At 54.3% G+C, this 12496-nt stretch carries 13 protein-coding genes; 5 read left to right on the forward strand and 8 right to left on the reverse strand.

Annotated elements, in window-relative coordinates; genetic code table 11:
• Positions 1–76: 76 nt before the first annotated feature.
• Positions 77–1015 (forward strand): LysR family transcriptional regulator, encoded by a 939-nt coding sequence (locus tag QHL1GM_RS09190; protein ID WP_071694207.1) that lies wholly within the window; start codon positions 77–79, stop codon positions 1013–1015.
• Here QHL1GM_RS09190 and QHL1GM_RS09195 read toward each other — a convergent pair.
• The 5 genes from QHL1GM_RS09195 to QHL1GM_RS09215 all read right to left on the reverse strand — a co-directional run bounded on the left by QHL1GM_RS09195 (position 978) and on the right by QHL1GM_RS09215 (position 6061).
• Positions 978–2573 carry an ATP-binding protein gene (locus QHL1GM_RS09195; protein ID WP_071694208.1) on the reverse strand — a complete coding sequence of 532 codons (1596 nt, stop codon included), beginning with the start codon at positions 2571–2573 and terminating at the stop codon, positions 978–980. The two genes, QHL1GM_RS09190 and QHL1GM_RS09195, sit on opposite strands and share 38 nt — an antisense overlap.
• A 20-nt stretch (positions 2574–2593) precedes the next feature.
• Positions 2594–3352 carry a winged helix-turn-helix domain-containing protein gene (locus QHL1GM_RS09200; protein WP_007113866.1) on the reverse strand — a complete coding sequence of 253 codons (759 nt, stop codon included), beginning with the start codon at positions 3350–3352 and terminating at the stop codon, positions 2594–2596.
• A gap of 529 nt (positions 3353–3881) precedes the next feature.
• Entirely contained in the window at positions 3882–4061 is a 180-nt protein-coding gene (locus QHL1GM_RS09205; RefSeq protein ID WP_071694209.1) for a PLDc N-terminal domain-containing protein, read from the reverse strand.
• 72 nt (positions 4062–4133) lie between these two features.
• Positions 4134–4661, reverse strand: coding sequence for a TIGR02281 family clan AA aspartic protease (locus QHL1GM_RS09210; protein WP_071694210.1), 528 nt, complete (start codon positions 4659–4661; stop codon positions 4134–4136).
• A gap of 8 nt (positions 4662–4669) precedes the next feature.
• The gene (locus QHL1GM_RS09215; protein WP_071694211.1) at positions 4670–6061 is read right to left on the reverse strand and encodes an MFS transporter; all 1392 of its coding nucleotides are present in this window, start codon (positions 6059–6061) and stop codon (positions 4670–4672) included.
• Positions 6062–6203: 142 nt separating this feature from the next.
• Between QHL1GM_RS09215 and QHL1GM_RS09220 the strand changes: the two genes are divergently transcribed.
• From QHL1GM_RS09220 to QHL1GM_RS09230, 3 genes are read left to right on the forward strand one after another with little or no spacing between them, the layout of a single operon-like run.
• Positions 6204–6986 (forward strand): ABC transporter substrate-binding protein, encoded by a 783-nt coding sequence (locus QHL1GM_RS09220; RefSeq protein WP_254795279.1) that lies wholly within the window; start codon positions 6204–6206, stop codon positions 6984–6986.
• Positions 6987–7028: 42 nt separating this feature from the next.
• Entirely contained in the window at positions 7029–7718 is a 690-nt protein-coding gene (locus QHL1GM_RS09225) for an ABC transporter substrate-binding protein (protein WP_071694212.1), read from the forward strand.
• Positions 7715–9007, forward strand: coding sequence for a sensor domain-containing diguanylate cyclase (locus QHL1GM_RS09230; protein WP_071694213.1), 1293 nt, complete (start codon positions 7715–7717; stop codon positions 9005–9007). Before QHL1GM_RS09225 ends, QHL1GM_RS09230 begins: the two co-directional genes overlap by 4 nt.
• Positions 9008–9046: 39 nt before the next feature.
• Here the strand turns inward: QHL1GM_RS09230 and QHL1GM_RS19330 are convergent, their stop codons facing one another.
• Complete coding sequence (locus tag QHL1GM_RS19330; protein WP_175540368.1) at positions 9047–9202, reverse strand: hypothetical protein; 156 nt, start codon at positions 9200–9202, stop codon at positions 9047–9049.
• 89 nt (positions 9203–9291) lie between these two features.
• The gene (locus QHL1GM_RS09235; protein ID WP_071694214.1) at positions 9292–10917 is read right to left on the reverse strand and encodes a BCCT family transporter; all 1626 of its coding nucleotides are present in this window, start codon (positions 10915–10917) and stop codon (positions 9292–9294) included.
• A gap of 243 nt (positions 10918–11160) precedes the next feature.
• Between QHL1GM_RS09235 and QHL1GM_RS09240 the strand changes: the two genes are divergently transcribed.
• Positions 11161–11520, forward strand: a complete 360-nt coding sequence (locus tag QHL1GM_RS09240; protein ID WP_071694215.1) for a hypothetical protein — start codon at positions 11161–11163, stop codon at positions 11518–11520.
• A 47-nt stretch (positions 11521–11567) separates the two neighbouring features.
• Here the strand turns inward: QHL1GM_RS09240 and QHL1GM_RS09245 are convergent, their stop codons facing one another.
• Positions 11568–12461, reverse strand: coding sequence for an AEC family transporter (locus QHL1GM_RS09245; protein ID WP_071694216.1), 894 nt, complete (start codon positions 12459–12461; stop codon positions 11568–11570).
• Between the last annotated feature and the right edge of the window lie 35 nt (positions 12462–12496).

The following is a 12496-nucleotide window of genomic DNA, read 5'->3' on the forward strand; positions in this document are numbered from 1 at the left end:
GCACCGCACCTTAGTGAATCAAACTAAAGTTTCTAATATTAAAGATGAAAAATACTCACAATGACTGAGCCACTACATGATTGAGCTACGACATCTACGCACGCTGCTGGCTCTGCGCGAAACCGGCTCTCTCGTCGATGCTGCCGATCGCGTGCATTTGACCCAATCGGCGCTTTCGCACCAGCTCAAGGATCTTGAGAGCCGCGTGGAAAGCGCGCTTTTTGTGCGCAAAACCCGCCCGGTGGAATTTACCCGCGCAGGCTTGCGGCTGCTCGCCCTGGCCGATCAGGTACTACCTGAAGTACGCAAAGCGGAGCGGGATTTGGCGCGTCTGGCAGGCACCGAGCAGGGCCGTTTGCATATGGCCATCGAGTGCCACAGCTGCTTTCAGTGGCTGATGCCGACGGTGGATTATTTTCGCGACCACTGGCCAGCGGTAGAAATCGATATTCCCAGCGGCCACCACTTCGACCCACTTCCGGCGCTTGCCCGTGAGCAGCTGGATCTGGTGATCACCGCCGATCCCCAACCCCTTGAGGGCATTCACTACGCGCCGCTGTTTCGCTATGAAGGGCTATTGGCCGTCGCCCGCCAGCACCCTTTTGCCGGCCGGGGGTATATAGATCCTCAGGCGTTGGCCGAGGAAACGTTGATTACCTACCCTGTTGAGCAGTCGCGGTTGGATATTTTCACCCAGTTTCTGCAACCGGCAAATGTGCGTCCTCGGGAGATTCGCACCGCCGAATTGACGATTATGATGATGCAGCTGGTGGCCAGCGGGCGTGGCGTCTGTGCGCTGCCCAACTGGGCACTCACCGAGTATTTAGAGCGCGATTACGTGAGCGCGGTGAAGCTAGGCGAGCATGGGGTATGGAGCACGCTGTATGCAGCGATTCGCGAAGAGACCCGCGAAGCGCCGTGGATGCAGGATTTTTTACGCACTGCGCGGGAGACTTCCTTTGCAGTGCTTTCGGGGGTTAAGCCGGCGGATCGCGACGCGGAACCAGCAATGTAAAGCGTGCGCCACCCAAAGTGGGGCTAGTATCGATAGTCACGCTGCCACCGTGCCCGGCCATGATTTTCTGCACAATCGAAAGCCCTAACCCGTAGCCGCCAGAGCTTCGAGCGCGGCTGTCGTCCAGCCGGGCAAACGGCTTGAAAATATCCGCCCGCGCTTCCGGTGGAATGCCGGGACCGTCGTCTTCAACGTCAATACGCACCAGATTAGGCTCATCCCAGAGGTGAATCACCACCTGGGACTTGGCATGGCGGCAGGCATTGCCGACTAAATTCTGCACCGCACGCTGAAGATAGCGCGGCTCCGCTAACAGCTCGATTTCCGGCCCAGGCGCAAGCGACAGCGCTAAGCCCTTATGCAGCGGCGACAGCGTATCAATTACCCGCTCCGCCATGGCTCGACACTCTACCAGCGCCGTTTCAAGCTCAGCGCCGTTCACCGTTTCCCCACCTAGCCGTGCATAGGTGAGAATTTCATCGACTAATTCATCGAGCTCGGCAATGTCCGCGTCGATGCCCTGAAGCTGGCGGCGAATAGCGGGCTGGTCGGTCATATCCTCGACCATCTGCACGGCAAAGCGAATGCGCGCTACGGGGGTACGTAGTTCGTGGGAAACTGCCCGAATCATCTCTTGCTGGCCACGCAGCAGGCTCTGCACCTGATTGGCCATACCGTTAAACGCCATGCCCAAGCGGCCTAAAAAGTCACCGCTCTCCACCTTCACCCGGGTTTCCAGGCGGCCGCTGGCAATCCGCGTGGCGGCCAGCTCCAGCCGTGCCATGCGGGCTTCAATGCTGCGCATAATCAAATAGATAATCAGGCTGAGAACAATCATCAGCCCGACCAGGAGAGGTAGATGTAAATTTGGCGGAAGGGTGTCGCCGCGGGAAATAGGCCCCGCTTGCAGCCATTGTGACTCGCCTGGCAACTGATAGAGCAGTGTAATTGACAGCTGATCGGAGACTAGCAGAGTAATGACGTCACCGCTGGCCAGCTGGGCCTGCTGCTGATCCGTTAGCCCCGCAGGCAACGCAGACAAAAACTGCAACGGCCAACTCCCTGGGCGCAGTTGGTCGATACGGCCGTCACGCTCTTCCTCGGGCACTGCATCAAGCCAGTCACCGAGCAGCTTAATGCTGCCATGCCACTGGTGCTCGCTCCAGTCATCAAGGCGCGCTTGTAACAGCCAAGTGTCGCTAGGTAGGCGCTGTTGCAATAGCCAAGGGCTTTCGGCGACCAGTATTTTGCCCTGCTCCAGGCGAGAGCGCTCAAAATAGCCCAACTCAGCCTCGCTGATGGGCCGCAGGGTCAGTTGCAAATCGAGCTGCTCTGAAAAACGCTCAAGCACGGCATTTCGCTGTACTACCGGTGTGGCGTCTAGCTGTCGCGTCATCAGCGACATGGGTAGCGCAGCGAGCTGCTCGCGATAGTCTTCGCGACGCACCTGTTCGATAAAAGAGCGCCCTGCTAACGCGATGATAAACACCACTAATAGCGCGATCCCCAGCAACACATAGAAGCGTAAAAACGAGCCGTTACTGAGCACCCGCCGCATGATGCCGTCCCTCTGAATGATCAACTGTCCTTGACGAAGAGATAGCCTTTGCTGCGCACGGTTTTGATCCGGTGAGGCTGATTAGGATCATCGCCAATTTTGGGACGAATGCGCGACACGCGTACATCAATCGAGCGGTCTTGGCCGTCGTACTTAATGCCCCGTAAGTCGCTGAATATCTCTTCACGGGTGAGCACACGGCCTGCGTTACGACCCAGTAGCCAAAGTAGGTCGAACTCGGCGCTGGTTAAGTCAATACGCTCACCCGAGAGCCAGGCTTCACGAGTCGCGTTATCGATCTCCAGGTTTTCGAAACGCAGCCGCATCTCGCCGTCAGGGGCAGGCCCGTCGGCGCGACGCAGTAGTGCGCGCATGCGTGCCAGCAGCACCCGCGGCTGTACCGGCTTCGGCACATAGTCGTCGGCGCCCATTTCGAGTCCCAAGACCTGATCGAGATCGTCGGTGCGCGCGGTCAGCATCATAATCGGGCCGGCAAAATTGGGTCTAACGCGGCGACAGATCGCTAGGCCGTCCTCTCCTGGCAGCATTAAGTCTAAAATCACCAGATCAGGCTGCAGGGTTAAAATGCGGTCGACACCTTTAGCACCGTCGGCTTCCAGCGTTACTTGGAAGCCGTTCGCTTCCAAGTAATCACGGGTAAGCTCGGCCAGACGCTGGTCATCTTCGATGATCAAGACATGGTCTTGATCGGGATAGTCAGGCATCACAGACTCTTGCGACTCAAGCGCCTGAAATTGCTGTTCCAAATGATCTACCATCCTCTTTATACACTCCGCTTAGGCTGTTTATTTTTTCACCCGCTCACCCGATATCAACGCAGGCGCCCCATTATTGGCACTCAGGATAACTCAAAACCATCAAAACACCCGCCTCTGTCGTTACAATTGCACTTATCGGCTGGTGCGTCTGGCCGGATACTTGATTCTTCCTCAAGCGAGGTCTAATGTGTAAACGCTAACTGTCGACAATTTGACAGGAGGAGACTGCCATGGGAAGTAGCAAAACGAAAAGTGTTATTAAACGTGTTTACGTTCCAACCCAAGTGCGCGACCTGCCCAATGGGGAGAAGTTAAAAATCCCGGGGCATTATAAGGCGCCACCCGGGGAAGGAAACGACGCCATTGAGTAATGTATTATTGAGCAACTATTGCTAAAGCATATCAAAAAGGCAGACCATCAGTGGTCTGCCTTTTTTTCTCAACTACTTTTTTACAACTACTTTCTTCTACTACACGTTTTGGCGCAATTGCACGAGGCGTGCTTTTCAATAGCTTTGCTTTTCAGCGACTAGCCTTTTGGCCCAAACAGGAACCAGGCGATTAAGCCGACTAGCGGGAAAAACAGCAACACCAGTATCCATATCAGCTTAGCAAAACCACCTGCTCCGCTTTTGGCCACTTTAACAATGGCCCAAATCACGATGATAAGCCAAATTAGCCCTAATAAACCACCTACTTCAATGCCCATAGCAACTCCTTAGCGTGTTGGCACTCATATTAATTTAGACAATCCTATCAATGGCACATTCACAAGCTGAACTCACTGCTCGGGAAGGCTCAACACCATTTCACCCGACTGTATTTCAATCGACAATAAATTTAGAAAGCTCATGCCGAGTAGCACAGTGTCGCGCTCCATGCCGGGGCTGATTGACCCCTGTACATTCTGCACTTTAAGTCCGCCCAGCGAAACCTCATCGAGTTCGGTTAAGGTACCTTCGACTCGGCCATTGGCGGTATTGAACCAAGCGCTGCGCCCAGGCTCCAAACCAATCTCGTTGGCTAAATCAGCCGGTATCGCCACATAAGTGGCGCCAGTGTCGAGCAAAAAGGTCACTGGCGTACCATTGATACGCCCAGGCGCCTCAAAGTGCCCGGCACGGTTACGCTTTAAGGTAACCGGCTCACCTGCAGGTAGCGTATGCACAATATTCGCGTTGGGGCGCATCATCTCTTCCAGGCCACCGTGAATCCACCAAGTGCCCACCGCCATTAACAGTATCCAAAACAGCAGCATCATAACAATGCCGCCACGCTGGGCTGTTTGACCTGCCAGATGCGTTGCCATACTCCACCTCACAGAGGTAAGGGTGCCTCGTTAGCGTTGTTATTGTTGCTTTGACTATTGGCTTCCCAGGCGAGCGCAGCCTCCCGGCCGCGGCGTTCGTTGACCCTGGCGCAAATCAGCATCGCGATAACGAACAGGGCAACACATAATAGAATAGACGCTTGCAAGCCAATCAGCGTTTGCAGCACCCCCAGCATGACGATGCCTAACACCCCCGCTAACTTATTAGCCAGCCCCCAGAAGCCGAAGAACTCGGCTGATTTCGCCAAGGGTGAAAACAGCCCGACCAGAGCCCGGCTGGCTGATTGACTCGATCCTAGGCTAAGTCCCGCAAGGCAGCCGACCACCAAAAATACGTACTGAGCCTGCCACTGCAGGTCAAATCGTCCGTTTACCCACTGCGTCACCTCCGGCGTTGCCCAGATAGCAATAATCGCCAACACCCATAGCGCCAGCGTCATTTGGTACGTCCGCTTAGCACCTAGCTGATCCTGTATCCAGCCGAACCCCAGAGCCCCCGCCGCCGCAGTAATTTGGACAATAATAAACATGATATTGCGTACGCTTTCATCCCAGCCAATCACTTGAGCGCCATAAATAAAGGCGAAGGCGATAATGATGTAGACACCGGCCATCGAGAACAGCAATGAAATCAAAAACACCGTCAGGTCTTTAAAATAACGCAACTCGTGAAAAGTAGTTGTGACGCGGTTGAGAGCAATATGCCGATAAGAGACGCCGCGGGGCTGGGGGGTGCCGCGCTCTTTTAGCCATAAAAACGTAGGAATAGCGGTAATCAGAAAAAAGCCCGCTGCAAAGGGTCCCACCCAGCGTATGCGTTCAAAGTTGTCCTCGCTGGCCTCGCCTAGCACCACTAGGGTGAAGCCTGCCGCAAACAGCCCGCCAATGTAGCCTAACGCCCACCCAAAGCCGGAAATTTTGCCCAGGGATTGCGGCGGCCCAAGCTCGGGTAAAAAGGAGGCGATAAATGACTCCCCCATGGAGTACGCGTAGTTAGACAGCACGATCAATAACAAACCGATAACGACGTAGCCCGGTTCAACGAAGTAGAGCATGCCCGTAGTGACCACGGTGGCGAGATAGCTAATCAGCAAAAAGCGTTTTTTCTCCGCCCAGTAATCCATCACGGCACCGCACAGCGGCGCCGTAATCACCACCATTAAATAACTAATCGCCAGGGCCAAGCTCCATAGAAAGTTGGCCAGCCGGAAGTTATCGCCGCGATCCCCCACAATGACGGTGGTAAAAAGCTCGCCAAATACCACGGTAATAATCAAAAGCGTGTAGGCCTGGTTGGCAAAATCAAACATCGCCCAGCCGAAAATTTCTCGTCGCGATGCGTAGCCATCCGTCGCCTTAGCAGTGTTAGCAGGCAGCATTAGTTTTCTCTCACAGGGGGAGCCGTAAGGCTAGCAGATGGAACCGCCAAGGCGCCACGGCTTGCGTTGGCAGATTAGAGGTGACAGCCGACCAGCGTTGCTCTAAGTTTGATTGATTGATAGGTAATACGGATTGACTACGATGGGATTAGTCCAGCCCTCTCCACGGCAATTATACCAACAACTGTTAAACAGTTTGGTGGCCGTGCTATGCCTGTGGCTGGCAGTCATCGCAAGCGTGCAGGCGGATGAAGCCAGCGGTTTAGCACCACTCACCTTTATTACCGAAGAGTACCCTCCCTACAACTATATCGAGAATCAGCGATTAACCGGGGTATCAATTGATTTGTTGGAGGCTATTTTTGCGGAGACAAAAACACCGCTAAGCCGTAATGACATCCGCTCCTACCCTTGGGTGCGCGGCTATGAGCTGGCACTAAGCCAACCTAATACGGTGCTATTTTCCACCACTCGCACATCGGCAAGGGAGGCTAATTTTCATTGGGTGGGGCCGATTGCTCAAGACCGGGTAGCGCTGCTTGCCCACCGTGACGCACCGATCGTGATTGACTCTTTGCCACAGGCGATTGACCGCGGCCTGACCGTGGCGGTCATTCGGGAAGATATTGGCGCCCAAGCGCTGTTGGAGGCCGGCTACCCAGAGTCCCTACTCGTACCCGCCATGGATAACCGCAGCGCGCTCAATATGCTCACCCGTGGGCGAGTGGATCTATGGGCTTACAGCCAGGACGTGGCAGGCTGGATAGCGGAATCCGAAGGCTACCCAAAAGATAATTTAATCCCGATACACACCCTTAGCGAATCTTCGCTATACTTTGCCATCAACAAAGACACGGACCAACGCCTGGTAACGTTGATGCAGCAGGCATTAGAAAGGGTGCAAGCGGGCCGAGTCGAGAGGTAGTTGACGATGACTAGCGACTTAACTCGCCGATGGCGGTACCGCATGGGCGTCGCTCTGATCACCACTATCGGTAGCTGCAGTCTGTCACTTAATGCGATGCCGCTGACGATCAATACCGAAGAGTACCCACCGTTCAGCTACTCGGACGACCAAGGGCAAATAATCGGTAGTGCGACGCTTCTGCTACGTGATGCGCTTCGCCAAGCGGACATTGAGGCTTATTTTCGGCTACTGCCTTGGGCGCGGGCTTACACCGAAGCACGCTTAAGAGAGAACCACTGCGTCTACTCCACTACCCGCACCGGTGAGCGTGAAGCGCTATTTCACTGGGTGGGACCGCTGGTCGTCAATGAGTGGGCAGCGTTTAGCTTAGCCGAGCGCCGGCTCAGCATTGACTCACTTTCAGGGCTTGACGCTTGGCGAGTGGGTAGTTTTCGGGAAGATGCCGTAGGCGATTACGTTGCCTCTCGCGGCATTAATGTTCTACTTGCTCCCACGGAGCGAGAAAATATCGCCCGTTTAGAGGCGGGCCTGCTTGATGTAATTGTGACAGGCAAAGCAACCGGTGAATTTATGGCACAAGAACAGGACATCGCGTTAGCGCATTTGTTTACCTTTTACCGTGCACCGCTTTATCTCGCCTGCCACCCCAGCGTTTCTGAAGCACTGCTGGCGCGATTGCAAACGCAATTAGATGCCCTGCATCAGGAAATGCAGGAGGGCAACCAGTGAAGAGCCCCCGTCCCCGGTTTCCTCTCTCGGCCCCAGGCAAAGCACCTAAAAAAGGCAGCCTGACCACTAAGCAAGCGCTGCTCACATTGCTGCTCGCCATGCTGATTAGTGGTGTAGCAGGCAGTATGGAGCTTCTCAGCCATGCCACCAACATGCGCCAGGAAACCGAGCAACGCATTACTCAACAGCTGGCGGTTGTTAATGGCGCAGCAGCAGAAGCCGCTTTCCAGCTTAATCCCGACCTCGCCCATCAAATAGCCTATGGGCTATTTAGTGATAATGAGGTTGCGTGGGTATCTATTCGTGACGATTTTGGCCGTTCACTGGCTGAATTTGATAGCCCAGAACGGGCTGACTCGACTTGGCTCAGCCAGTATTTGTTTGGCGATATACTGCACCACCAAACCGCCCTCGCCTATTACATAGGCAGCGATATACCGGAAGCAATCGTCGGCGAAATTGAACTGACGCTGGCGGAGGGATATTTAACCCAGCAGTTTCTGGCGCGTATTTATACGGTGGTAGGGGTGAGTATTTTAGAGGCGTTTATTTTAAGCATTTTGGTGGTGGCTTTTTTTCATCTGTTTATTACCCGCCCGCTGCTTAAAGTCCATGCTGCCATTACCCAGACAGACCCAAATCGCCCCGGTCAGTGGCCCAAGCCAGCGCTGCGCGGCCACCAGCATGATGAGCTGGGCCATCTGGTGGATAGTCTGGATCACCTATTAAATGCGTTCCAGCAAGGCTTGGAGCAGCGTGACCAGCTCCATCATCTCTCCAATATAGATGGCTTAACGGGCGTGGCTAACCGTCGCCACTTTGATGAATTTTATCAGCACCACTGGCACTTGGCGCAACAAACGCAGCAGCCGCTATCGGTGATTTTTATCGATATCGATAACTTCAAAGAGTTTAACGATCACTATGGTCATGCCATGGGTGACGATACGCTACGTGCCGTAGCTAAAACGCTCAATCAGTGCATTGACCCCGCCAGGGATTTACTCGCCCGCTACGGTGGCGAAGAGTTTGTGTGTGTACTGCCGGGCCAAGATCATGACGACGCAGTCAATATTGCCAACTGCTTGCGCGAAGCCGTGCTGTCTTTGGCCATTCCTCACGCTTTTTCAAGCACCCACTCAGACCTCACCGTTAGCATGGGTGTTGCCAGCATGTCGCCCAGCTTTTTAGTTAGCGCTGAAGCGCTGATTGAGCACGCCGACCAGCACCTTTACCACGCCAAACGGCTGGGCCGAAACCGGGTAGAGACACGCAAACGCCCGGCATAAAGCCAGGCGTTAAGTGCCAACATACAAAGAGCAGGTGCTTTAGAGTAACCAGTGAGCGGCCACAGCGGCCAGACCAATGGCCATCGCCGTTAGCACTGCCACTGTGACCACCCGATCAAGCCAGCGATCGAAAGCAACCCCCTTAGGCCCCTTGGGCTGCCTTCGCGTCGCTCCATGGCGCTCTTGCCGCGCCATTAGCATATTCGCTTCATGTGTTACTGCTCCCGAATCACCTTACCCCGTAACAAAGGCTTGGTACTTTTTATTAGTGCTAATGAGTGATGCTAACTATTAATGCGCCGGTTGACCACACTCGGAGCACGGCGCAAGCGCTCTTCTTCACCTAGCAACTCGGCTTCAAAGGCATCGGCACCCACTGGCGTTTCGCCATGGCGACGATAAAGCTGCGTAAGCATGGCTTTGCGATCTGCACGAAGTTCCTGAACTAATACAAACACCATCATATACAGGATAAAGGTGAACGGCAGTGCGGAAAGTACCGACGCCGATTGCAGCCCCGTTAAACCACCCGAGGCAATTAGCGTCAGGCAGATAGCGGCGATCAGCACACCCCAAATGACACGCTTGTAGAGGGGCGGATTGATCGAGCCATTATCGGTCATTTGCGCCACGATATACGAAGCCGAGTCAGCCGACGTGACCAGGAAAATAAAGATCAGCATCATCGCGACAACCGACAGCACGCCCGTATAGGGCATCAGCTCAAACATCTCAAACAGCGCGACCGTTATATTATCCTGGGTCGCGGCAGCAAGGCCGACGTCGGTGCCATTCAACTCCATATGCAGCGCCGCGCCACCGAATACGCCAATCCACAAACAGGCTAACAGCGGCGGTACAAACAGCACCCCAAACACATACTCTTTGATGGTGCGGCCACGGGATACCCGGGCAATAAAGGTACCGACAAACGGTGACCAGGCTATCACCCAAGCCCAGTAGAAAATCGTCCAACTGCTCGCCCACTCATTATCACTATAGGGGGAAATGCGTAGGCTCATGCCGATAAAGTTCTGCAGATAGTCACCAATGCCTACCGTGATGGTTTCTAATATCGCCACAGTTGGGCCAGTGAACAGCACATACAGCATCAACCCGATACATAAAACCATATTAAGGTTAGAAAGGCGTTTAATGCCCTTGTCCAAGCCCGACCAAGTCGATGCCATATAGGCGCAGAACATTACGAAGAGAATTACAAACTGCCAAAACCCGTTTTCCGGCAAGCCAAACACGGCGTTTAAACCGCCGTTCATCTGCAGCACGCCCAACCCAAGCGAGGTAGCGACGCCCATTACGGTGGCAACCACCGCAAAGACATCCAGCCAGGATGCATAGGGACGAATTTTAGGATTCTTAGCCGTTATCGACGACAGTACGGAAGAGACCAGTCCGGCCTGCCCTTTGCGAAACTGAAAATAGGCAATGATCAAACCGACGATTGAAAAGGCCGCCCACTGGTGTATACCCCAGTTAAAGTAGCTGTATTGAATGGCGTAGCGGGCAGCCGCTTCGGTTTCGGCGGTTCTGTCGCCATAGGGGGGCTCGATGAAGTGAAACATGGGTTCCGCCATGCCATAGAAGACCAGCCCGACACCAAAGCCTGCGGCCAGCAGCATGCTGATCCACGAAAAAAACGTATAGTTGGGCCGACTGTCCTGGGGGCCCAAGCGCACCTTGCCGTACTTGCTCAGCGCAAGACCAAATAGAAAAATCACAAAACCAAAAACCGAAAATAGATAAAACCACCCGAATAGCCCGGTAACAGTGGTCAGCGCTCCCTCTGCAGCGTTGGCAAATCCTTCAGGAAATGACGCTCCAACTACTACCAAGCCAAAAATAATCACCACCGATGCGATGAATACCGACTTGCCTCCATGATTAGCCATATAACCGTCCTGTTAGATGAGCTCTGTTTAGGTAAGCACAACGTATTGAGCGCATGCTTGTACAACGAAACTTGTCGTGTACAGCTTAATGGTAACAGTTGAAAAACCTAAGCGCATGTACGTAGAAACTGTACATGGAACGGGAACCTAGAGAATCGCCGCTCTACTACCCGTTACTGCCAAGCAGTGAACTTGCTAGAGCAACTGTGTTCCAATGGGTGCGAATAACCGATGGAGGCTCTCATGCCACAGATGAATCGCGACCAACGCAACGCTGCATGGCAAGCGGCTAACCAATGGCGCGCCCGTGCTGCGCAAACCCAACCCACCGGGCTAGCAGGCAGCCTGAAACTGCTGTTCACATGGCTGGCGTTTGGCGCGTTAATGATAGTCGGCGTGGTACTCGGCCTGTTTTTCTTACTTATTGGCTGGGCAATGATGCCGTTCATGCGCCATAAAATGAAAAAGCGTATGGAGCAGATGCGCGCCCAGCAGGCGCAGGATATCGGCGGCGGCTATGCTCAAGGGCATGCTTCTGCGCACAACCGTCCAGGTCACCAGGACGCGTTAGAAGGTAGCTATGAAGTTAAAGATGATCGTTAATTAAGCATTTAGTTACTTTTTCGCGCCACCCAGTGCTGGGTACTTTATTAAAGTGGCGCGTAAACCCAGGTAAATGCCGCGGCCAAGATGAGCGGCATAACGACTAAGCTTCCCAGGTTCCCAATCAGCACCAGCGATGCCACTTTCTGTGGTGCTAGCTTGTACTGTTCGGCGACCAAATAATTCAACACAGCGGGTGGCAGCGCCGCAAATACCAGCAGCACCGCCGCCTGCAGCGCATTAAGCGGCAACAGCCACATCAGCGGCAACGCAATCACCAATCCAGAAAGCGGGCAAAGCACCGCACCCAGTATCCCCGTGCGCCAATCGCTAAAGTCGATTTCCAAGAGGCGCACCCCTAACGCAAACAGCATTAGTGGGATACACACCCCGCCCAGCATATGCATCGCTTCCAGCAGCCAGCCTGGCAACGGTAACCCACTGATATTCAACGCTAAGCCCGCCAGACTCGCCATCACAATCGGCATACGCAGCATTCGCCATAGCGAGGTGCGCGGATTAAGCATGTAAAGCCCCACCGAAAAGTGCAGCAGCATTTCAACGATAAAGACTACCACCGCCGCGGGAAGTGCCTCGGCACCAAGTGCCAACACCAGCAGCGGCACGCCCATATTGCCCGCGTTGTTGAACATCATCGGGGGTAGGAAAATTTTACTATCCAGCTTTAGCCATTTAGCCAGCGGCCACAGCACAACCCCCGACCCCAGCACCACCGCTACCGCCGCCGTTGCAAGCCAGGCGTATTCGGCTAACGGCGCTTGTCGGTCGGCCAGCACGGCAAATACCAGTAGTGGAACGAACAGCTCCATATTGAGCGTGTTGAGACTACGAATATCCGGCGTACGATAGCGCCCATAGACGGCGCCACTGCCAGCGATTAAAAACACCGGCAGTAGCGTGGCCAGAATATGTCCAATCATACGGGCAGTCCCGCCTTGCTCCCTGGCATCAAGGT

This window comes from Halomonas sp. QHL1 (assembly GCF_001882345.1).
Lineage (GTDB): Bacteria > Pseudomonadota > Gammaproteobacteria > Pseudomonadales > Halomonadaceae > Vreelandella.

Excerpts from the sequence above, each read along its gene's own strand:
- QHL1GM_RS09190 (WP_071694207.1), top strand. The coding sequence starts at position 77 with ATGATTGAGCTACGACATCTACGCACGCTGCTGGCTCTGCGCGAAACC.
- QHL1GM_RS09195 (WP_071694208.1), bottom strand. The coding sequence starts at position 2,573 with ATGCGGCGGGTGCTCAGTAACGGCTCGTTTTTACGCTTCTATGTGTTG.
- QHL1GM_RS09200 (WP_007113866.1), bottom strand. The coding sequence starts at position 3,352 with ATGGTAGATCATTTGGAACAGCAATTTCAGGCGCTTGAGTCGCAAGAG.
- QHL1GM_RS09205 (WP_071694209.1), bottom strand. The coding sequence starts at position 4,061 with ATGGGCATTGAAGTAGGTGGTTTATTAGGGCTAATTTGGCTTATCATC.
- QHL1GM_RS09210 (WP_071694210.1), bottom strand. The coding sequence starts at position 4,661 with ATGGCAACGCATCTGGCAGGTCAAACAGCCCAGCGTGGCGGCATTGTT.
- QHL1GM_RS09215 (WP_071694211.1), bottom strand. The coding sequence starts at position 6,061 with ATGCTGCCTGCTAACACTGCTAAGGCGACGGATGGCTACGCATCGCGA.
- QHL1GM_RS09220 (WP_254795279.1), top strand. The coding sequence starts at position 6,204 with ATGGGATTAGTCCAGCCCTCTCCACGGCAATTATACCAACAACTGTTA.
- QHL1GM_RS09225 (WP_071694212.1), top strand. The coding sequence starts at position 7,029 with ATGGGCGTCGCTCTGATCACCACTATCGGTAGCTGCAGTCTGTCACTT.
- QHL1GM_RS19330 (WP_175540368.1), bottom strand. The coding sequence starts at position 9,202 with ATGGCGCGGCAAGAGCGCCATGGAGCGACGCGAAGGCAGCCCAAGGGG.
- QHL1GM_RS09235 (WP_071694214.1), bottom strand. The coding sequence starts at position 10,917 with ATGGCTAATCATGGAGGCAAGTCGGTATTCATCGCATCGGTGGTGATT.
- QHL1GM_RS09240 (WP_071694215.1), top strand. The coding sequence starts at position 11,161 with ATGCCACAGATGAATCGCGACCAACGCAACGCTGCATGGCAAGCGGCT.
- QHL1GM_RS09245 (WP_071694216.1), bottom strand. The coding sequence starts at position 12,461 with ATGATTGGACATATTCTGGCCACGCTACTGCCGGTGTTTTTAATCGCT.